General features: G+C 52.3%; 24 protein-coding genes. All 24 read left to right on the top strand.

Annotated elements, in window-relative coordinates; translation table 11 throughout:
• Window positions 1–25: 25 nt before the first annotated feature.
• The 24 genes from K7X24_RS04590 to K7X24_RS04480 all read left to right on the top strand — a co-directional run bounded on the left by K7X24_RS04590 (window position 26) and on the right by K7X24_RS04480 (window position 19,009).
• Window positions 26–1,354 (top strand): HlyD family type I secretion periplasmic adaptor subunit, encoded by a 1,329-nt coding sequence (locus K7X24_RS04590; RefSeq protein ID WP_224553256.1) that lies wholly within the window; start codon window positions 26–28, stop codon window positions 1,352–1,354.
• 2 nt (window positions 1,355–1,356) lie between these two features.
• Window positions 1,357–2,724, top strand: a complete 1,368-nt coding sequence (locus K7X24_RS04585) for a TolC family outer membrane protein (RefSeq protein WP_224553254.1) — start codon at window positions 1,357–1,359, stop codon at window positions 2,722–2,724.
• A gap of 219 nt (window positions 2,725–2,943) precedes the next feature.
• Entirely contained in the window at window positions 2,944–3,273 is a 330-nt protein-coding gene (locus tag K7X24_RS04580; protein WP_210994540.1) for a putative holin, read from the top strand.
• Between the two features lies 1 nt (window position 3,274).
• Entirely contained in the window at window positions 3,275–3,886 is a 612-nt protein-coding gene (locus tag K7X24_RS04575) for a transglycosylase SLT domain-containing protein (protein ID WP_224553251.1), read from the top strand.
• Complete coding sequence (locus K7X24_RS04570) at window positions 3,876–4,550, top strand: hypothetical protein (protein ID WP_224553249.1); 675 nt, start codon at window positions 3,876–3,878, stop codon at window positions 4,548–4,550. Before K7X24_RS04575 ends, K7X24_RS04570 begins: the two co-directional genes overlap by 11 nt.
• Window positions 4,540–4,869, top strand: a complete 330-nt coding sequence (locus K7X24_RS04565; protein WP_010294923.1) for a hypothetical protein — start codon at window positions 4,540–4,542, stop codon at window positions 4,867–4,869. The genes K7X24_RS04570 and K7X24_RS04565 overlap by 11 nt, the downstream gene beginning before the upstream one ends.
• On the top strand, window positions 4,862–5,173 hold the full coding sequence (locus K7X24_RS04560) for a hypothetical protein (RefSeq protein WP_103941275.1): 312 nt from the start codon (window positions 4,862–4,864) through the stop codon (window positions 5,171–5,173). Before K7X24_RS04565 ends, K7X24_RS04560 begins: the two co-directional genes overlap by 8 nt.
• A gap of 261 nt (window positions 5,174–5,434) precedes the next feature.
• Complete coding sequence (locus K7X24_RS04555; protein WP_103941277.1) at window positions 5,435–5,902, top strand: Gp37 family protein; 468 nt, start codon at window positions 5,435–5,437, stop codon at window positions 5,900–5,902.
• Window positions 5,899–6,096, top strand: coding sequence for a hypothetical protein (locus K7X24_RS04550; RefSeq protein ID WP_095699136.1), 198 nt, complete (start codon window positions 5,899–5,901; stop codon window positions 6,094–6,096). The genes K7X24_RS04555 and K7X24_RS04550 overlap by 4 nt, the downstream gene beginning before the upstream one ends.
• Window positions 6,086–7,513, top strand: a complete 1,428-nt coding sequence (locus K7X24_RS04545; RefSeq protein ID WP_103941279.1) for a phage tail sheath subtilisin-like domain-containing protein — start codon at window positions 6,086–6,088, stop codon at window positions 7,511–7,513. Before K7X24_RS04550 ends, K7X24_RS04545 begins: the two co-directional genes overlap by 11 nt.
• Window positions 7,513–8,037 carry a phage major tail tube protein gene (locus K7X24_RS04540; protein ID WP_224553248.1) on the top strand — a complete coding sequence of 175 codons (525 nt, stop codon included), beginning with the start codon at window positions 7,513–7,515 and terminating at the stop codon, window positions 8,035–8,037. The genes K7X24_RS04545 and K7X24_RS04540 overlap by 1 nt, the downstream gene beginning before the upstream one ends.
• 56 nt (window positions 8,038–8,093) lie before the next feature.
• Window positions 8,094–8,390, top strand: coding sequence for a 2Fe-2S iron-sulfur cluster-binding protein (locus K7X24_RS04535; protein ID WP_103160571.1), 297 nt, complete (start codon window positions 8,094–8,096; stop codon window positions 8,388–8,390).
• 139 nt (window positions 8,391–8,529) lie between these two features.
• Window positions 8,530–8,850, top strand: a complete 321-nt coding sequence (locus tag K7X24_RS04530) for a phage tail assembly protein (RefSeq protein WP_224553246.1) — start codon at window positions 8,530–8,532, stop codon at window positions 8,848–8,850.
• Window positions 8,795–8,938, top strand: a complete 144-nt coding sequence (locus K7X24_RS22075) for a GpE family phage tail protein (RefSeq protein ID WP_094431851.1) — start codon at window positions 8,795–8,797, stop codon at window positions 8,936–8,938. The genes K7X24_RS04530 and K7X24_RS22075 overlap by 56 nt, the downstream gene beginning before the upstream one ends.
• Before the next feature lie 223 nt (window positions 8,939–9,161).
• Entirely contained in the window at window positions 9,162–11,630 is a 2,469-nt protein-coding gene (locus K7X24_RS04525; RefSeq protein WP_224553359.1) for a phage tail tape measure protein, read from the top strand.
• Window positions 11,630–12,559, top strand: a complete 930-nt coding sequence (locus K7X24_RS04520; RefSeq protein ID WP_224553245.1) for a phage tail protein — start codon at window positions 11,630–11,632, stop codon at window positions 12,557–12,559. Before K7X24_RS04525 ends, K7X24_RS04520 begins: the two co-directional genes overlap by 1 nt.
• Window positions 12,549–12,761 carry a tail protein X gene (locus K7X24_RS04515; RefSeq protein WP_039493503.1) on the top strand — a complete coding sequence of 71 codons (213 nt, stop codon included), beginning with the start codon at window positions 12,549–12,551 and terminating at the stop codon, window positions 12,759–12,761. The genes K7X24_RS04520 and K7X24_RS04515 overlap by 11 nt, the downstream gene beginning before the upstream one ends.
• Window positions 12,749–13,909, top strand: coding sequence for a phage late control D family protein (locus K7X24_RS04510; protein ID WP_211024385.1), 1,161 nt, complete (start codon window positions 12,749–12,751; stop codon window positions 13,907–13,909). The genes K7X24_RS04515 and K7X24_RS04510 overlap by 13 nt, the downstream gene beginning before the upstream one ends.
• Window positions 13,906–14,487 (top strand): phage baseplate assembly protein V, encoded by a 582-nt coding sequence (locus K7X24_RS04505; RefSeq protein WP_224553243.1) that lies wholly within the window; start codon window positions 13,906–13,908, stop codon window positions 14,485–14,487. The genes K7X24_RS04510 and K7X24_RS04505 overlap by 4 nt, the downstream gene beginning before the upstream one ends.
• 58 nt (window positions 14,488–14,545) lie before the next feature.
• Window positions 14,546–14,893: a GPW/gp25 family protein gene (locus K7X24_RS04500; protein WP_224553241.1), complete on the top strand. Its 348-nt coding sequence runs from the start codon at window positions 14,546–14,548 to the stop codon at window positions 14,891–14,893.
• Entirely contained in the window at window positions 14,884–15,987 is a 1,104-nt protein-coding gene (locus K7X24_RS04495) for a baseplate J/gp47 family protein (RefSeq protein ID WP_224553239.1), read from the top strand. Before K7X24_RS04500 ends, K7X24_RS04495 begins: the two co-directional genes overlap by 10 nt.
• Window positions 15,980–16,561 carry a phage tail protein I gene (locus tag K7X24_RS04490; RefSeq protein ID WP_224553236.1) on the top strand — a complete coding sequence of 194 codons (582 nt, stop codon included), beginning with the start codon at window positions 15,980–15,982 and terminating at the stop codon, window positions 16,559–16,561. The genes K7X24_RS04495 and K7X24_RS04490 overlap by 8 nt, the downstream gene beginning before the upstream one ends.
• Window positions 16,562–16,563: 2 nt before the next feature.
• Window positions 16,564–18,483, top strand: coding sequence for a pyocin knob domain-containing protein (locus K7X24_RS04485; RefSeq protein WP_224553234.1), 1,920 nt, complete (start codon window positions 16,564–16,566; stop codon window positions 18,481–18,483).
• 10 nt (window positions 18,484–18,493) lie between these two features.
• Entirely contained in the window at window positions 18,494–19,009 is a 516-nt protein-coding gene (locus K7X24_RS04480; RefSeq protein ID WP_103157192.1) for a tail fiber assembly protein, read from the top strand.
• Window positions 19,010–19,170 lie beyond the last annotated feature (161 nt).

Genomic DNA, 19,170 nt, shown 5'->3' with positions numbered 1-19,170 from the left:
GGGAATGACGAATACAGGGAAAGACATGTCCGCATCAGAAATAAGTGAAGAGAGTATGAACCAGACGGCGCGACGCGATGAAAAACGTGCTGTGCGTCTGGGATGGTTGCTGGTGCTCGCTGGGTTCGGCGGTTTTCTTCTGTGGGCACTGTTTGCACCGTTGGATAAGGGCGTCATGGTGAATGGTAGCGTCGTGATTTCCGGCAACCGGAAGGTTGTGCAGCACAATCAGGGCGGTATTGTCGATAAAATCCAGGTGAAAGATGGCGACAGGGTCGAGGCTGGTCAGATTCTGCTCACGCTAAATGAAGTCGATGCGCGTTCGGCGAGTGAAGGGCTGGATGGTCAGTATTTACAACTGGTCGCGCGGGAAGGTCGGCTGCTTGCTGAGCAGCAGCGCCTGAGTGACATGGTGATGACGCCTCGCCTGCAACCGCTAGCGGAAAAATCGGAGATGCGCGTGATTACGGCATTACAGCGCGATTTACTGCACAGTCGTCAGCAGTCGCTCAAGCTTGAAGCCGAAGGAATGCGCTCGAGCATCGCGGGGATGGAGGCGTCACTCAGCGCCCAGCGTCAGGTAATGACCAGTAAGCAGAAGCAGCGGGAGACGCTGGAACAACAGCTGCAAGGGCTGCGTTCACTGGCGGCGGAAAACTATGTCCCGCGCAACAAAATGCTGGAGAACGAACGTCTGCTGGCGCAGCTTAACGGCGATATCGCCCAGCTGGCGGGGGATATTAACCGTACCCGTCGTGATATTGAACAACAAACGCTGCTGATCGCCCAGCGCCAGCAGGAATACGACAAAGAAGTGAACAGCGAGCTGGCGGACGTGCGGGCGCTGCTGAGCGATGTGGGCAGCAAGAAGGAAAAAGCTGATTTCAATCTGGCGAATATCCAGATGCGCGCCCCGGTTTCCGGCACGGTGGTCGGGCTGAAAGTGTTTACGGAAGGCGGAGTGATTGCGCCGGGTCAGACGCTTCTGGAGATCGTACCGGACGATCAGCCTTTATTCGTGGATGCGCGTCTTCCCGTTGAGCTGGTGGATAAAGTCTGGCCGGGATTACCCGTTGAACTTCAGTTCGTCGCGTTTAATCAAAGTACGACGCCACGCGTGGCGGGAACGGTCGAACTACTGTCCGCCGACCGTCTGCTGGATGAGCGGGACGGTTCACCTTATTACAGCCTGCGCGTTCAGGTGGATGAGGCAGGGAAACGTGCGCTGGAGGGGCTGGAAGTCAAGCCCGGTATGCCGGTGCAAGGGTTTGTTCGTACCGGAGAGCGGTCGTTCGTCAATTATCTCTTTAAGCCTTTAATGGATCGCCTGCATCTGGCATTAACGGAAGAATAATCATGCAAAGGATCGCGATAATCGTGCTGTTTGGGCTGCTTTCTTCAGGGGCCAACGCATTAGGGCTGCTTGATGCATGGGAATTGGCGCTGCGTAATGACGCGCAGTTTCGCGCGGCGGGGTTTGAGCATGCCGCGGGTCAGGAAGAGGAGACGATCGGGCGTGCCAATCTGCTTCCCAATCTCCAGTATGGCTATAACGCTAACCATAGCCATTCCAAAGTCACCCAAACGGATAGCTTCACGGGTAACACATTAAAACGCGATTATGACAGCTACACGTCAACGCTGTCGCTGCGCCAGCCGCTGCTGGACTATGCGGCTTGGGCGCGTTATCAGCAGGGCGTTGCCCGCACGCTGATGGCCGATCAGCGTTTTCGCGATCGCAGTCAGGATTTGATGGTGCGATTATATCAAGCTTGGAGTAATGCGCTGCTGGCGCAGGAAAAGCTGCAATTGCTGGATGCGCAGCAGCGTGCGTATCAGGAACAGCTGGCGCTGAATAAACGCCTGCTGCTGGCGGGTGAAGGCACACTAACGGATGTGCGGGAAACGGAGGCGCGTTTTACGCTGATCGAAGCGCAACGGATTGAGCAACAGGACAATCTGGATGCAGCGATCACCGATCTGGAAAATATGACGGGGACGGTGCTGGATATCACGACGCTGTATCCTATGGCGCTTACCCAACTGCCATCAGCGGAATCAGGTAAGCAGACGCTGGCGCAGTGGCGCGATCTTGCCGTGCAGCACAATGCCAAACTGGCCACTCAGCGCGAGGGGCTGGCGGTCAGCCGCTATGAAATCGAACGCAGCCGTGCTGGGCATTTACCTACGCTGTCGCTGGTGGCATCGTCGCGCAATAGTCGTTCGGAAAGTGAATACAACTACAACCAGAAATACGACACGCAGAGCGTCGGTTTGCAACTGAATGTCCCGCTTTACTCTGGTGGCTCCGTCTCGGCATCGATGCGGCAGGCCGCGGCGGAATATCAGCAAAGTCAGGCGGAGCTGGACGACCAAACCAAGAAAACGCTGGCGGAATTGAAAAAGTACTACAACCTGTACAATAACGGATCGGCGAAAATTAAGGCTTGGCAAATGACGGCCTCATCTGCCCAAGAAGCCGTTAATGCCACACGGTTGAGTGTCGCAGGCGGAGAACGTATCAATCTGGATATTTTGCTGGCCGAGCAGGATTGGTATAACGCTCGACGAGAGCTGGCGGAAGCGAAATACAGCTGGCTTCAGGCGTGGCTATTACTGCGCTATACCGCAGGTACGCTGAACGAGAAAGATATTCTGGAACTGGCAGCCTGGTTTCAGCCAGCAACAACGTCATTAGCCAACAACAAGATCAGCAGAAACTAAAACAGATGATAAAAATCATATACGGATAATCGGTTATGATTTTTATCAGCAGGAAGCCCATGTATGGGCAATGTGAAGGATGAAGACTAGAAAGAGATGACGAATAGAAATGGTTCAATTCTGTGGGATCTTGCGTCTTAGTAATACTTAAACTCCTTTAAAATCATCAAACCCCTGCATTTTGCATAATGGCCTCCATTCTTATCAGGAGGCTTTATCGTGAAAAAAATCAAAAAACCGCGTCTTACCGGCTGGATTGTGACATCCGCTTTTCTCTTTGCTGTTATCGGGCTGATTTCACCGCAACAGCTTCCCGTCACCGTCTATAAGCTCTCGCTTATTTCACTCGCTGCGGTATTAGGCTATTGGCTGGATCGCTCGCTGTTTCCTAAAGCGCGTCCCGGTCTGTTCCTCGAACAAGGTGATGAATCTGTACCGCGTGGACGTTTCCCGGTTCGGGACGGCCACCACACCGTATTTGCCGCCGCGATGTTACGACGTGCGCTGATTGTGTCAGCCGTTTGCATCGGCGTAGCGATGGGGCTGTGATATGCGACACCTTCTCATCACGCTGTTTCTTAGCCCGCTGCTTTTTAGCGCTACGGTCTGCGCCGACACGATCCCTCGTGCTGCGCAGGCGTATCGCAGTGATGTGATACGCAGTGCACGATTGGATTGGGGTATGAATGCCCCGATTGCTGACTTTGCGGCGCAGTTGCATCAGGAAAGCGGTTGGAATCCTCGAGCCGTTTCACCCGTCGGTGCACAAGGGCTGGCGCAGTTTATGCCGACCACCGCCGACTGGTTTAGCGGTATCGTTCCTGAACTTCGCGCTAATCAACCGTTTAATCCTGCCTGGGCTATCCGTGCTCTGACGGGCTACGATCGCTGGCTGTGGACACGAATCAGCGCCAGCAACGACTGCGAACGTATGGCGATGACCTTGTCGTCCTACAACGGCGGGCTTGGCTGGTTACAGCGTGATAAGCAACGCGCGAAGATCGCTGAGAAGGACATACTCCGCTGGTTCGATCATGTGGAAACCGTCAATGCCGGACGCAGTGCCGCCAACTGGCGTGAAAACCGCCATTATCCCGATCGTATTTTGCATCAGTTGGCGCCACGGTATTTGAGCTGGGGGAGGGCGAGCTGTGTGGAATAGTCTGTTTATCAATAGTCTGAAATCCTTTCTTTCGCCACGTATGGTCGCCGTCCTGCTTGTCGTGGTGTTGCTACTCGCGGTCTATCTGACCGGTCGTAATCAGGGTTATCAACTGGCGCAGGCACTGGGGGATGCCGCGCTGGCGAAACAGCAGGCGGCATTCAACTTGCTACAGCAGCAGCAGGCTGAAACCCAGAACCAGCTATTACGTGCGGCGGCGGAGCAATACCAGCAACAGGTAGAGCGTGGGAATCAACTCGAACAGCGCTATGTCGCAGCGCGTCAAAAACTGTCGGCGGATAACGCCGCTCTACAACGGAAAATTGACCATGTTACTCAGCAATACATTGACGAAAAAGGCAAAGTTCAGCCTGTGCAGTGCGTGTTTACTCGTGGCTTCGTGCAGCACTACAACGCCGCTTTCGGTCTGTCCACCGACAGTACCTCAGACGCTACCGCCGCTGCCCGCCGCACTGGCGCAGCGTCCGGTGCCAGCGCAACCGCTGACGCCGAATTACAACGTTCAGGTGTCTCCCAGCGCGATATTCTCGCCAACATCAGCGACAACGGAGAGCGCTATCAAGCGCTGAGTGCGCAGGTTAACGCGCTGCTGGATTACATCGAAACGTTACAACAGGCAGGGGAGGTAACACGTGAAGATTGAAGTGGAATTCTGGTCGTTGGTCGGCCTGTTGTTGTCGTTTATGAGCTTCCTGTTTGCCGCTGGTCGGATTTTGCTCACGCAGATTGAAAAGCGGCTGAACGAGCGTTTCGCCGCCCTGGAGAATGCTCGCCAGAAGAGCGAGCAGGGATGGACGCGGCTGGAGCGTGAATTTCTGGAATTCCGCGCCGATTTACCACTGGTTTATGTAAGACGTGAGGATTACATCCGTGGTCAGACGGTCATCGAAGCCAAACTGGATGCGCTTTATAACAAGCTGGAATTGGTGCAGCAGCGGTATTCGGGAGGCAATCATGGCTGATACGCAGCGTATCCGACAGGAATCGATGCGTTGGCACTTGCTCATCGCATTAAATAAAACGCGGCCTTACACCGCGAATGAAATGTTCCTGCTAGCGCTGATGCAGCGGCTGTATGCCGATGCTTCAGAGCCGGAGCTGCGTCATGCACTGGATTATCTGGCCGATCGCAAGATGGCCGTATTGACCAAAGAGGTAGGTGGCGTCTGGTTGGCGAATCTTACCCGCCTTGGTATAGATGTCGTGGAATATGCGGTTGACTGTATGGTTGGCATCGCCCGGCCGGAAAAATATTGGGATCGGTAATCCCATTGCATTGGTTTCTTTTCTGTCTTTGCACGTTATCGATATTGTCATATTCCTTTACGCCAGCACGGTTGTGCTGGCGTTTTTTTATCGAAATAATTTTTATTATTCAGTGTATTAGTCGTTTTTTCTCAAATAAATCACTTCGCTATTTTTTCTAAAACAGATTAAAAGCCGCAGCCAACCCTTATCCGGATACTAACGCCATCAACACGATGCGCCACCAAAACAGTGTGCCATCAACACAGCGGGTGAACGGATATGAATACCAGACCAATTATCGATGCGGTGATAGCCCGCCTCCAACAGCACTTACCGGCACGGCGGATTGCGTCCTGTCCAGAAAACATTCTGATCGGGCCAGACCTTCTGACTGTTGGCGATGTGCTGGTGGGGTATCGCGGTTCCGAATTTTCCGCACCGGAAGATGTGGATTCTCCGGTTCAGACGCAACGACCACAACTGATGGTTGCCGTGCTGTTACCGGAGCTGGATGGCGAAGACGGCGTACTGGCCACACTCGATACCGTCCGTCAGGCGCTGGGAGGATACCGACTGCCTGACTGTCATCGCGGTATTCGGCTAGTACGTGACCGTTACGTTGGTCACACCGAAGGACGCTGGCATTACGCCATCGATTGCACCACAGAAACCCTTTTTATCGAAGACCGCGAGCAGACGGATGGTCCGCTGCTTACCACGGTTAATTATGAGGAGAAAGACGCATGAAATACCGCTACACCGGCCCCGCCAGCGGCGTCACGCTGGCAGATGGTCAGGAAATTCTGCTTTGGCCCGCTCAGGTGACTGAACTGCCGGCAGATCATGAGTACGTGAAAACGCTGGTCGCGCTGGGCTATTTGCTGCCTGTCGCGGATCAGATTCTGGCTGATAGCGCAACGGAGGTGACCCTTGGCCGCTAATTATTTACATGGTGTAGAAACAATTGAAGTTGAAACCGGTGCTCGTCCGGTGAAAACCGTCAAATCTGCGGTGATTGGGCTGATTGGTACGGCGCCGCAGGGTGCGGTAAATGACATTACGCTGTGCCTGTCCGAAAAAGACGCAGCACAGTTTGGTAGCCAGTTCGGCGGCTATACCATCCCGCAGGCGCTGGATGCGATTTACGATCATGGTGCGGGTACGGTTCTGGTCATCAACGTGCTGGATCCGGCGAAACACAAATCGTCTGTGAGCGCAGAAAAAGTCACGTTTGACAAAGCGACTGGTACGGCACAACTGGTAAACCGTGTGGTTGCCAAGCTGGTGCTGACAGCGGCAGAAGGCGGTCAGCCGTTTATCGAAGGTCAGGACTATACGCTGGATGCGCAAACCGGCGTCCTGAAAAATCTGGGTAAAAATATTGATGTTGCTGCCGTAGTTAGCGCGTCTTATGACTTTGCTGATGTCACGAAAGTGACTGCCGCCGACATCATCGGCAGCATCAATGCCGCGGGCAAACGCACCGGTATGAAGCTGCTGAACGATACCTACAACCTGTACGGCTTCTTTGCCAAGATTCTGATTTCACCGGTGTTCTGTACGCAAAATAGTGTAACGACCGAGCTGATCTCGCTGGCCGATAAACTGGGCGCGATTGCCTATATCGATGCGCCAATCGGCACCACGTTTGCGCAGGCGCTGAGCGGCCGTGGCCCGGAAGGCACGATCAACTTCAACACCAGTTCTGAACGTGCTCGTCTGTGCTATCCGCATGTAAAAGTGTACGACGCGGAAACCAACAGTGAACGTCTGGAGCCGCTGTCGGCGCGTGCTGCGGGTCTGCGTGCCAAAGTCGATCTGGAAAAAGGTTTCTGGTGGTCGTCATCCAATCAGGAAATCAAAGGGATCACCGGCGTAGAGCGCCAGTTGTCCGCGATGATTGACGATCCACAGAGTGAAGTGAACCTGCTGAACGAGCAGGGCATCAGCACCATTTTCAACAGCTATGGTTCCGGCCTGCGCCTGTGGGGCAATCGCACCGCTGCCTGGCCAACCGTGACGCACATGAAGAACTTCGAAAACGTGCGTCGTACTGGCGATGTGATTAACGAATCCATCCGTTATTTCAGTCAGCAGTATATCGACATGCCGATCAATCAGGCGCTGATCGACGCTCTGGTGGAATCCGTCAACGCCTACGGTCGCAAGCTGATCGGTGACGGCGCATTGCTGGGCTTCAAATGCTGGTTCGATGCTGCGCGTAACGAGCAAACCGAACTGGCGGCAGGGCACCTGTTGCTTAACTACAAATTCACTCCGCCGCCGCCGCTTGAGCGTCTGACCTTTGAGACGGAGATCACCTCGGAATACCTGGTAACGCTGGAGGGCACTAACTGATGGCCGGGAAAATTGAAGTAAACCGTATTACCAACGCCAATATCTACATCAACGGCACCAACCTGCTGGGGCGTGCGCAGGAAATCAAACTGCCGGATGTCTCCATGATCATGCAGGAGCACAAAGCGCTGGGGATGGTCGGCAAGATCGAATTGCCTGCGGGTTTCGATAAATTGGAAGGCGAGATCAAATGGAACTCCTTCTACCGCGAAGCGATGCTGGCAGCGGCAAACCCGTACCAATCATTGGCGTTGCAGTGCCGTTCCAGCGTGGAACGCTACGGCTCTCAAGGCCGTATCGAAGAAGTGCCGCTGGTGACGTACATGACCATCATGTTCAAAAAAAATCCGCTGGGCACGTTCAAACAGCACGAAAACCCAGATTTTAGCAGCGCGTTCAACTGCACCTACATCAAGCAGGTGATGAACAATGAAGATCTGCTGGAGCTGGATTATATGTCCAACATCTTCATGGTGGGCGGTGTGGATCAACTGAACAGCTATCGTACCAATATCGGCGGTTAATTTGTCTTTCAAATCCGCCTGTGGGGCGGGCGTTTCTATCAATCAGTGAGGTGACTATGTCAGCAAAAGTATTTGATATTATCGACTTGGAAAATAATATTCATTTCCAGTGCCGTGAAGATGTTTACATTTTGGATGCAGCAGAAGAAGCCAGTATTTCTCTGCCGTATTCTGGCCGAGCTGGATCAGACTCGTCATCTGTGGCTCGATTGATCTCTGGTCAGGTTGATCAGAGCGATGGTTCATTTTTAGATGATAACCAGAAGGCCGCGGGGTTCTTTCTGACAGATACCTCTTATCCACTGAGCGACTGTTTTGTTCGCTTCTTTGCAGAAGAAGAGTTGCGACGTTAATTACCTATGTTCACGTTATCGTAATGAAAGGGGCTTCGGCCCCTTTTTTACACCCGGCAGTTTCGTTTCCTAATTCACTTTAAAATCGTTATTCCTCGCCGCACGCGATACTGCTTCCGACATTTACTAAGGAGCCGTTATGCACACTGAAACCTATTCTCTGCAATTCCCTTACACCACCTCTGCCGGTCAACGCGTGGAATCCATTTCGCTCAAGCGTCTGAAAGTCAAAGACATCAAAGCGGTGAAAAAAATCAGCGATGACCCAAGCAACTGGGATGACGCGCTGCTGTCGCGCATGACCGGTCTGGTGCCGGAAGACATCGATGAGATGGACGCGCAGGACTACATGGTGCTGCAAAAACGATTTCAGCAGTTACTTGGGTTGGATAACGCAGCCGGCGCTGCTGTGGAAAGCACAGGCCCTGCTGGCGAGGTGGTTTCGCTTTCAGCCGAGTGAGATTGATGCGCTGGAACTGGACGACTTTGAACGCTGGCTGGATGAAGCCAGCGAACAGATAAAACGTGAGAACGGTGAGGAAGACTGATTACTGACAGGATTAATGAGTCCACCATCCACCCTAACCCGGCCAGCGATAAGGACGCTGGTCATTTTCTCCCTCACCACCTGTCTTCTTATCCCGCTTATCACCCGTCCTTTTCCTCGTTTTACTCCCTGTTTGTGATGGGGAAACCAAACTGGAGCGGCGCAAGCCGCCGTCTCCGATCCGCCCCACAAGGGGCTTTTCTGAATGAGAGTGAACCGTGGATATGCTTTTAAACGGTGTCATGCTGGGCAGGGCGTTTGGAGCCACGCTGGATGACACAAAAAAATCGCTGCAGTCACTTAGCGATAGCCTCAAACAAGCGCAGGAGCGGCAGCGGCAGTTTAATCAGTCGCTGGAGCGTTTCGGTGCTGTTTGCACACAAACCGTATCCCAATTAAATCAGTCGCGGCTTGAACTGGAAATCAATCAGGAGCGGCTGGCGAGCAGTCAGTCACGTCAGGAAACGCTACGTGAGAGCCATGCCGAGCGCATCGAAAGCTTCCAGGAAATAAAGGAGACATTTGGTTCAGTGATGGCACCTATTGTGGCGTCGGTCACACGCTATGCGTCATTTGAGGCGCAATTGCGTGATATCAGAGTTGCACATGGGATGTCGAGCGAGCAAGAAAAAGAGATGGGGCAGCGCCTGCGTCAATATTCTCAACAGGTGAACCAAACGCCGGATGCGTTGCTCAGCAGTGCCGGACAACTGCTTGATAACGGGATGTCGCAGCAGCAGGCAACGGATGTTGCGGCAGTGTTGGGGAAAATCTCAACGGCATCCGGTACGGCGTTGCCCGATCTTACCGCGCTCGCGACCACGCTTGATGACGCGTTTAACCTGAAAGGTGCGAAGGCACTGGAGGAATCCTTCTCCCGCATGCTGGCGGGCACCAAGCAGGGTTTCTCTATGGCATCGATGACGCAATATGCAACCGAGCTGGCTCCAGGATTTATGACGATGGGGGCGACGGGTAATCAGGCGTTGAGCCAGTTGGTTGCCAGCCTGAGCGCGACAAAAGGCGCGGATACAGAAGCGAATACGGCTGCCCGACTGGGGAGTTTCATGAATTCGGTAGGACGAACCGACATTGCTGACAGCTACTACAACGCGGGCGTAGATTATAACGCGTCACTAAAAAGCTATATGAAAGGTGGGTATTCACAGTACGACGCTTCGGTTCTGATTGGTACTGAGCTTATCGACAGTAAGGGTAGCCAATTCAGGAAACAGTGGGAGATGGCCAGCAATACGGGAAATGTGGGGGCGCAGCAAAATTTAATGCAGCGTTATGGATTGCAGGAGGTGTTCCGCACGCCAGAAGCCGTCAATCATGCGCTGTCGATGAAACAAAACTGGGCGAGCTATCAATCTAACCAGCAGGTGATGAACAGCCCCGCCGCAACCCAAACGTTGAATATCGATTTTGCCCAAAAAAACGACACATTGACTGGGCGCTGGCAGAAAATGACAACGTCATTGCTGAATATTGCGCTCAACGTGGGTGAAGCGCTGGTGCCGGTATTGGTTTCCCTGAGTGATGCGTTGATCCCCATTTTGGAGCAGTTGGTGACCTGGACAGCCGAGAACCCTGAACTGGTTCGCGGCATTGTGGTGACCGTTGCGAGTTTCTTTATGTTCGGGAAAGCGGTGAGTGGCGCGAGGCAGGGGATTCGCACGCTGTTATCTTCGTTTCAGGCATTCAAGGACGGTATTTTACAGATTAAGACGGGCTGGCAACTATTTTCCGCAGGGCTAAGAACAACGGGATTTTTGCAGGGGCTTGGCGCGGCATTGAACTGGCTGGTTGGCGGAGCCGGAACATTAGCACGCATGCTTGGCGGTGTGTTACGTAGCGGCTTGATGATGGCGGGTCGAGCAGTATTGTTTCTAGGCCGTATGCTGCTGATGAATCCGATTGGCTTGGCAATAACGGCAATCGCGGGAGCCGCTTATCTGATTTACCGATATTGGGAACCGATTAGTGCATTCTTTAAAAACCTCTGGTCACAAGTCAGTCAGGTTTTTAATGCAGGATGGGAAGTGCTCAATAATGCGGTATCCGGCGGCGTTGTCGGTATTACCGCTTTACTGCTCAATTGGTCACCATTCGGCGTGCTGTATTCCATTTTCGCCGATACCGTCAGCGAGTTGGGCATTCAACTTCCCGGCAGTTTAAGTGCCCTCGGTGGCGTGATTATCGACGCATTAGTCAATGGCCTGACGAGTGCTTTCCCTGAGCTAAAAAACGTCCTGAAAACGATCGACGAATTGATTCCCGATAGCGTTAAAGATTTTCTGGGCATCGGTTCGAAAACCGTGTCTATCGACGCTAGCGGTCAATCTGTGGCTGCCAGTACTGTAGCTCCGCAAGTTCTAAAACCTACCTCGGTATCTGCATTGTCACTACCGCCGACACCGCGTGTTGAATCACCTAAGGCTGAGGCCACAATGCCAACGCCGCAACAGCGTGTTGCACTGACACCAACTGTCGGTGGGGCGAAAGGTAAGTTAGTCACCGCAGCCCCTTCCGAGCGTGTTCAGGTTGCTTTCTCACCCACCATTTATCTTAACGGCCAGAAGGCTGCGCCAACGCCTGAAATGACGAAGACGCTGACGCTTAGCATGAATGAACTGGAAAATATGTTGAACAAGCTGCTCGCTCAGCGTGAGCGCAGGGGGTACGCCTGATGTTTGCGGTATTAGGAAATATTGAATTTAAAGTGACCGCCTACTGGGACGGCTTTAATACGTCATTCGGGGCAGATTATGCCGAGCATGGCCGCATTGAGGGTAAACCCGGTCTGCAGTTCATCGGTGCGAAGCTGGACGAGATTCGCATTAGCCTGGTGTTTCACAAACAGTACTGCACGCCGGATGTGGAGTTGAAGCGGTTGACTGAGGCGATGCGGGCGCATCAGGCGATGGCGTTGGTCTTCGGTAATGGGGATTATCGCGGCTGGTTTGTGATTACGGCACTGACCTCGACCAGCCAGCATACCGACGCGAAAGGCAACGTGTTGGCAATGAATGCCGAGCTTACGCTGCGAGAATATATTGGCGATCCGAAGAATCCGCTCAAGCCATCGGCGATACAAACGCCTGTTCCCAACGTCAGTGCAATCACTAAGGCGGTCGAGAAAGTGAGCGATTTTGCGACCTCGCTACGCACGGCCGTCACGTATGCCAAGAAGGCGCAGTCTGCCTTTAAGGCGGTGAAAACCACCGTACAGATTGTGAAACGGATGAAGAAAAATCCCGAAACCGCGTTGTTGCAAATTCCTGGGCTGCTAACGCAAGTCGGAAATGTATTGACCCCGTTAAGTGAGGTGGAACCGGCGTTTAAAAAAGCGGCGGAGGCCATTTCTGATGCGGCGGTTCAGGCAGAGAAGATGATGCCTGAAATGACAGCGGTTAATAACGCGGCGAATGAAATGCTGAAACAGGTCAAGCAAGTTGCCAACTTGTTGCAGGGCGTCGACAGCAAAAATGTTATCGAGAAGCTGGAGGCCATCAGCAAACATGTTGATGCCGCGAGCGACACATTTAAAGGCGCTGAACCTGCGCTAAGCAAACTGACTGCGGAAATCGTGAAGAGGGTTAAACAATATGCACCTTGAACATATCACCACACAGGGTGAACGGTGGGATACCTTGTCCTATCGGTATTACGGCGATCCGCTTGGCTACCCACGTATTATTGCCGCTAACCCGCATGTCCCCATTGTGCCGCTGTTGCCATCGGGTATTGTGGTGCTGATTCCGATTATTGCACAGGCTGAGGCCAGTAAAGCGGAGGACACCCCACCATGGCTGCGTTAACGGAAGAATTCAATCTGATCTCTCCCGCCGTGTCGGAAGTACTGCAACCGGCGTTCACCCTGTGGTATCAGCAAAAAGACATCACCAATGATATCGCACCGTATGTCACCAGCGTGACGTATAGCGATAGCATCAAGAATGAATCGGATTCGATCGAGGTCAGGCTCGATGATACCGATGGCCGCTGGATGGATAAGTGGTATCCCGGTACGGGCGATACATTATCGCTCAAGCTAGGCTATCTCGGTGAAATGCTGTTTGACTGCGGTACTTTCTCGATTGATGAAATTGAGGTTAGCGCACCGCCTAGCGAAGTGATGATTCGCGGCGTCGCGACATCGGTCAATCGTGCGTTGCGAACCAAATCAAACTGCGGTTTTGAAGATACGACGTTAGCTGCCATTGCGACGCGCATCGCGAAAAAGCATCAGTTGATGCTCGTGGGGATGATTCAGATCATCAAGATCGATCGCGTTACGCAATATGCGGAAACCGATGTCGCTTTTCTAAAGCGGCTCGCCAGTGAATATGGCTATGTCGTGAAAGTGGTCAGCGACCAGCTGATTTTTTCCCATCTGGCAACGCTGCGTAATCAGGCGTCTGTTCGACAAATTAAGCCAACGGACGTCGCGCGTTTTTCATTGAGCGACACGATCAGCCACGTCTATAAAAATGCTAAGACGAAATATCAGAAAGGGAGTGAAAAGAAACTGGTGGTTTGTGAAGCGAATGGTGGCGTGAACAACGAAATGAAGTCTGCTGGTGCTGAGACCAGTGCGGATACATTGAAAGTTAACGTGCGCGCGGCGGATGCTTCTGGAGCGAAGATGAAAACGGATGCTGCATTGGATGCGCACAACGAAAAGCAACAAAAGGGGTCGATGACATTGATGGGCAGCCCGCAGTTGGCGGCGGGGAATAAAGTTGAGCTGGTGTCGTTCGGCCAACTTTCTGGCCATTGGTTGATCGAATCGGCTCGCCATGTTCTGGAACGTGGCAGTGGTTACACCACGGATATTGGGCTGATTCGCGGGCCGATTACGGCGGGCAAGCGAAAGTCGGATAGCGGAAAAACGCTGGTGACATACCACCCGGATGGCAGCCAGACAACACGGACAGTCAAGAGTAAAAAGGAGGTGTTGCCATGAGTTTATCTCGTCGAATTGGCACGATAAGCGCGGTGGATGAGGCTCGCGTCATGGTGCGTGTTCGTTTACCTGAGTGTGACAATCTACGTACGGCTTGGCTGCCGGTATTACAGCGGAATACGCAGAATAATAAGGATTATTGGTTGCCGGATATTGGCGAGCAGGTCGAAGTTCTGCTGGACGGCAACGGCGAAGATGGCCTGGTACTGGGGGCGATTTACTCCGCCGTTGATGTGCCAATACTGGCAAATAAGGACAAAAGGGCGGTAACGTTCGCTGACGGCGCACATATTGAATACGATCGTCGAACGCATACGTTAACGATCAACGGCGGCGTGCAGCATATTGCGATTAGCAGCGGGACTGACGTGGTAGTTAACGCTCAGCGTGTCACTATTAATGCGCCAGAAACGACGGTGACGGGCAAGCTACTGGTGCAAGGACAACTCACCTACGAGAGCGGGATGTCCGGTTCCGGCGGTGCCAGCCTCAGCGGTGATGTCAGTATCTCCGGCAACGTCAGTGCCAGCGGCAGCGTCATGGACGCTGGCGGCAACTCCAATCACCACTCGCACTAACGTTTCCCTAAACCGCTTTAATATTCCTTTCTCTCACCGGGGGCGACAATAGCCCCCTATGAAAACTCAATCTGTTTTTTGGCAACCGGCGCTGCAACGTCCCGGCGACATCGTCGAAGGAACGGCAGATATCATGCAGGCGATTCACATCATCCTGCGGACACCCTGCGGCAGCGACCCACATCGGCCTGACTTTGGTAGCAATCTACATCTGTATCTCGATTATCCGATCGATCGTGCGATCCCGCATGTCGTTCGGGAATCGGTAGAAGCGATCAAACAATGGGAACCTCGCTGCCAGCTACTGGCGGTTAAACCTTCTGTGAATGGGGCTCACCTGACGCTGCACGTTAGCTGGAAAACCGCTAACGGCGCGACACAGACCACGGAGTTGTTATGGCGCTGACAGAACCCAATTTTATTGAACGCGATGCGGCGAAGATTACAGCCGAAATGATCGCGAAATATGAAGCTGATTCGGGGAAAACGCTCTATCCGGCGCAGGCTGAACGCCTGCTGATTAACCTCTTTGCCTACCGGGAAACTTTATTGCGTAGTGCGGTCCAGGAAGCCGCCAAGCAGAACCTGGTTGCGTTTGCTCGTGCACCGATGCTGGATTATCTGGCAGAACTGGTTGGCGTCTACCGTTTGGCGGCGCAGCCGGCGCGTGCAGAACTTCGCTTTACCCCTGAAACGCCGTTAGTCAGCGATCTGCTGATTCCTGCGGGCACTCGCGTTAGTGCATCAGACAGCGTGATTTTCACCACCGACAGCGATGCGCTGCTGAGAGCGAGCGGCAGCGGTGTCACCGTGCTGGCGACCTGTACCGAAAGTGGCGATGTGGGCAATGACTGGCTGCCTGCTCAGATCAGTACGCTGCTGGATGAGATTGGCGACAGCGATTTAAGCGTCATCAATATCACCAAAAGCAGCGGCGGTTCCGCCGAGGAAGATGACGATCGCCTGCGTGAACGGATTCAACTGGCACCGGAATCGTTCAGTACGGCGGGATCGAGACTGGCGTATCGCTTCCATGCAATGCGAGCACACCAAAACATTGTTGATGTCGCGGTGATGTCACCTGAACCGGGTGAGGTGGTGCTGTATCCGTTGCTCAGCACTGGCTTGCCGGACAGCAGCATGCTCTCGCTGGTGGAAAGTTTTTGCTCCGACGAACAGGTGCGTCCACTGACGGATTTTGTTTCCGCCAAATCCCCCGCGCGGGTTGATTACGCCATCAGCGCCAAATTGACGCTATTTAACGGCGAACAGGCTGGCGTCGTTCAGGCCACCGCAGAAAAAGCGGTACAAGCCTGGGTGGAAACCCGCACCGCCACGCTGGGGCGTGACATTGTCCCAAGCCAGATTATCGCCACGCTTTCCATTCCCGGCGTGTATCAGGTGGAGCTCGTTTCGCCGTCATTGATGGTGCTTGATGACAGTGAATGGGCGAACTGTACGGGCATCAATGTCAGCGTCGTCGGGGTGTCTAATGGCTGATTCACTACAACTGCTGCCACCGCCGTTGGCGGCTGACGCCAGCTTTCGTTCGCTGGCGGAATTGGCCGACCGCTTCGATGACATCGATCTGAATGCTTTGCTGGTTTATCTGATCGATATCACTGACGGCAGCGTGTTGCCCTGGCTGGCAGAACAGTTCTCGTTATTTGGTGGCGGCTGGGAACTGGCGGAATCGGATGACTCTAAACGTGCGCTGATCAAGGCCGCTATCGATCTGCATCGCAGTAAAGGTACGCCGTGGAGCATTAAAGAGATCATCCGTCGTTTCGGCTTCGGCGAGAGCACGTTGATCGAGAACATCGGTCGGCTGAGTTACGACGGTGAAACCACTTACAACAACCTTTATGTGCACGGCGATAAAGCAGCGTGGGCGGTCTATCGCGTGTTGCTAAAACAACCGATTACCAACGATCAGGCCAGGATGCTGCGCAATGCCATTGGGATGTTTGCCCCGGCACGGTGCCACTTGGCCAGTATCGAATATTGGGAAGTGCCTATCCGCTACAACCGGACGGCAATATATGACAGTAACTACAATCATGGGAGCGCTTAAACATGGCGAATTTGTCAGAGAACCCACAATGGGTTGACGGCATTTACCAAATCGAAACGTCGGATCCGGTCGTGGGTGGACCGGACGGCGTTTCAAACCGACAGGCTAAAGAATTGGCCAGTCGTACCCGCTATTTGAAAAAAGAGCAGGAAAAAACGGGCAGCGATCTGGCGACACACGCCGCCGCCGCCGATCCGCATACGCAATATGCGCCGAAGGAGAACCCGACCTTCACAGGCGCGCCGAAAGCGCCAACGCCTGCGACCGACAGTAATAGTCAGCAGGTTGCTACTACGGCGTTTGTTAAATCCGTTAGTGCAACGAAATTGGCGAAAGACCAAAACGGGGCGGATATTCTGGATAGAGAACTGTTTAACCGCAATCTTGGTTCATCGCGTGCATACAGTTCCTCGATCCCTATTGGAGGAAGTGCCGGTTTATGGACAACGGCTGAGTTTATTGGCTGGTTAGAAAGTCAGGGCGCTTTTGTCCATGCCTATTGGGCTTGTCGTGGTTCGTGGTCGTACACCCACAATAAAATCATTTCTGATACAGAGTGTGGTCAGATACCACTGGCTGGCTCCGTGGTTGAGGTTATGGGACAACACGATGCCACGACAATCAGGATAACTACGCCTTCAACAACGCCAACTGGGCTTAGTGACTCAGCGAATGCACAATTCACTTATATCTATAACGGGGTTGATTATTCTCCTGGCTGGCGACGTGATTACAATACGAAAAACAAACCTACCGCAGCTGATGTAGGTGCGTTACCAGAGAAGGCAGTTGCTCAGGCGGCGGCAAAACTTGCAACGCCTCGCACCATCAACGGCGTACCGTTTGATGGCACGGCGAATATTGCCCTGACGCCAGCAAATATTGGTGCGTTGCCAGTGGCGGGAACGGCGGCAGCCGCGACAAAATTGGCCGTCGCGAGAAAGATTGCTGGTGTGGCATTTGACGGCACGGCAGATATCGATGTGAATTCTCAGGGTATTTTCTCGGCATCGTTATCTATCGGCAATGCTGTTGATTTGAATACCTATACCACACCGGGGCTATACCATCAGGCGGTAAATGCGCAGGCAGCATCGGGCAAAAATTATCCAGAAGCGCAGGCCGGTTCGCTGGAAGTGCTGAAACATGCTGGCATTACTCAGGTTTACCGTATTTACAACAACTCCCGCTGTTACAAACGAACCCAATATTCAGGAGCATGGTCTGCCTGGGTGTTGGATTACGATACGGCAAATAAGCCTACCGCAGCAGATGTTGGAGCTATAACAAAAGCAGATGCCGATAATCATTATGTCCGAAAGGGCTCATCAGGTGTCGTTTATAAAAATGATGATCTTGCATGGAATAGCCCCACAGGTGCTTATTTAAAAGATAATGGAGGGGATGCCTCTCTTATTTGGCATATAGGGTTAAATACCGGTTCAACATCAGCCGCCCAGTTTCACTTCAACTATGCGAATGGTGGGTTGAAATACCGAAGTGCTCGCGATAATCACGGTTTTGAAAGGCCATGGGCGCGTATTTATACCGATCAAGATAAACCGACCGCTGCTGATATTGGGGCATTACCCGTCGCAGGAACCGCGGTGTCGGCTACCAAGCTGGCGACACCGCGAAAAATTAACGGTGTTGAGTTTGATGGGTCAAAAGATATTACGTTGACTGCTAATATTTTAGGTTCTTATACAAAAATAGAAGCTGATTCCCGATATGTGCAAAGTGTACAGCGCGGTGCAGCGGTAAACCCACCGAGGACTAGTGAATATGGGCCGGATGAGGCTCCTACAGGATGCGTTGTAACGCGTGTTCTACATCATCCAGGAACGGCTTATGGTCTTGAATTTACCTATCGACCTTTACAAGTTTATATCAATGGCGCATGGCGCACGATTACAGGCTGAGGATAGAAATATGGAATTAAAAAGAGTCAAAAGATATTTCCCTAATGAAATGCCATACGGTGAGTCTGTACAGTATTTTATTGATGAAGGCGGGAATGATTTCTATGAATCACTAAATTTTTTTAAGAAAAAATACAAGCTGTGTATTGATTCAGATAATGGTGTTATCCATTCCATATCTGAAGATGTTTCACAATTATATCCAGCTGGTTTTACAGTGGTCGAAATCAATGAATTACCTAGGGATTTTTCTATTAATAATAATTTTATATTTATAGATGATGTTGTGAAGAAAATAAAAACAACACGAAATGATGAGGTTGTTAATGCTGAAATTAAAAAGGAAAGTTTACTAAGGAACGCAGGTGCAGTGATTGCCCCCCTGCAAGATGCCGTGGATTTAGGAATTGTAAGTGAAGAAGAAAAAAACACATTAAATGCATGGAAAAAATATCGGGTGCTGATTATGCGTCTTGATACATCAAAAGCGCCCGACGTTGAATGGCCAGAAGAACCTGTTAGTTAAATTATACTAAGGATGGTAAATCAGAAAAACAAGTTCCTCTGAATTAATATCAACTCGACTGAGCTGTAAGTGGTAAGTTTTCCAAACTTTCAGCTCATTTTTCCTTATTCAGTTGCCAAGCTTACAGTTGAAAAATTTAACTCAACTGCATCATTGATTAC

It is taken from the genome of Pectobacterium versatile, assembly GCF_020166435.1.
GTDB lineage: Bacteria > Pseudomonadota > Gammaproteobacteria > Enterobacterales > Enterobacteriaceae > Pectobacterium > Pectobacterium versatile.
Note: the sequence above shows the minus strand (reverse complement) of the source record. Positions and strands in the feature narration are given on the sequence as shown.

What these genes read in the sequence shown, in the direction of transcription:
- K7X24_RS04590 (WP_224553256.1), top strand. Translation starts at nt 26, where the DNA reads ATGTCCGCATCAGAAATAAGTGAAGAGAGTATGAACCAGACGGCGCGA.
- K7X24_RS04585 (WP_224553254.1), top strand. Translation starts at nt 1,357, where the DNA reads ATGCAAAGGATCGCGATAATCGTGCTGTTTGGGCTGCTTTCTTCAGGG.
- K7X24_RS04575 (WP_224553251.1), top strand. Translation starts at nt 3,275, where the DNA reads ATGCGACACCTTCTCATCACGCTGTTTCTTAGCCCGCTGCTTTTTAGC.
- K7X24_RS04560 (WP_103941275.1), top strand. Translation starts at nt 4,862, where the DNA reads ATGGCTGATACGCAGCGTATCCGACAGGAATCGATGCGTTGGCACTTG.
- K7X24_RS04555 (WP_103941277.1), top strand. Translation starts at nt 5,435, where the DNA reads ATGAATACCAGACCAATTATCGATGCGGTGATAGCCCGCCTCCAACAG.
- K7X24_RS04550 (WP_095699136.1), top strand. Translation starts at nt 5,899, where the DNA reads ATGAAATACCGCTACACCGGCCCCGCCAGCGGCGTCACGCTGGCAGAT.
- K7X24_RS04540 (WP_224553248.1), top strand. Translation starts at nt 7,513, where the DNA reads ATGGCCGGGAAAATTGAAGTAAACCGTATTACCAACGCCAATATCTAC.
- K7X24_RS04535 (WP_103160571.1), top strand. Translation starts at nt 8,094, where the DNA reads ATGTCAGCAAAAGTATTTGATATTATCGACTTGGAAAATAATATTCAT.
- K7X24_RS04530 (WP_224553246.1), top strand. Translation starts at nt 8,530, where the DNA reads ATGCACACTGAAACCTATTCTCTGCAATTCCCTTACACCACCTCTGCC.
- K7X24_RS04525 (WP_224553359.1), top strand. Translation starts at nt 9,162, where the DNA reads ATGCTTTTAAACGGTGTCATGCTGGGCAGGGCGTTTGGAGCCACGCTG.
- K7X24_RS04520 (WP_224553245.1), top strand. Translation starts at nt 11,630, where the DNA reads ATGTTTGCGGTATTAGGAAATATTGAATTTAAAGTGACCGCCTACTGG.
- K7X24_RS04515 (WP_039493503.1), top strand. Translation starts at nt 12,549, where the DNA reads ATGCACCTTGAACATATCACCACACAGGGTGAACGGTGGGATACCTTG.
- K7X24_RS04510 (WP_211024385.1), top strand. Translation starts at nt 12,749, where the DNA reads ATGGCTGCGTTAACGGAAGAATTCAATCTGATCTCTCCCGCCGTGTCG.
- K7X24_RS04505 (WP_224553243.1), top strand. Translation starts at nt 13,906, where the DNA reads ATGAGTTTATCTCGTCGAATTGGCACGATAAGCGCGGTGGATGAGGCT.
- K7X24_RS04500 (WP_224553241.1), top strand. Translation starts at nt 14,546, where the DNA reads ATGAAAACTCAATCTGTTTTTTGGCAACCGGCGCTGCAACGTCCCGGC.
- K7X24_RS04495 (WP_224553239.1), top strand. Translation starts at nt 14,884, where the DNA reads ATGGCGCTGACAGAACCCAATTTTATTGAACGCGATGCGGCGAAGATT.
- K7X24_RS04490 (WP_224553236.1), top strand. Translation starts at nt 15,980, where the DNA reads ATGGCTGATTCACTACAACTGCTGCCACCGCCGTTGGCGGCTGACGCC.
- K7X24_RS04485 (WP_224553234.1), top strand. Translation starts at nt 16,564, where the DNA reads ATGGCGAATTTGTCAGAGAACCCACAATGGGTTGACGGCATTTACCAA.
- K7X24_RS04480 (WP_103157192.1), top strand. Translation starts at nt 18,494, where the DNA reads ATGGAATTAAAAAGAGTCAAAAGATATTTCCCTAATGAAATGCCATAC.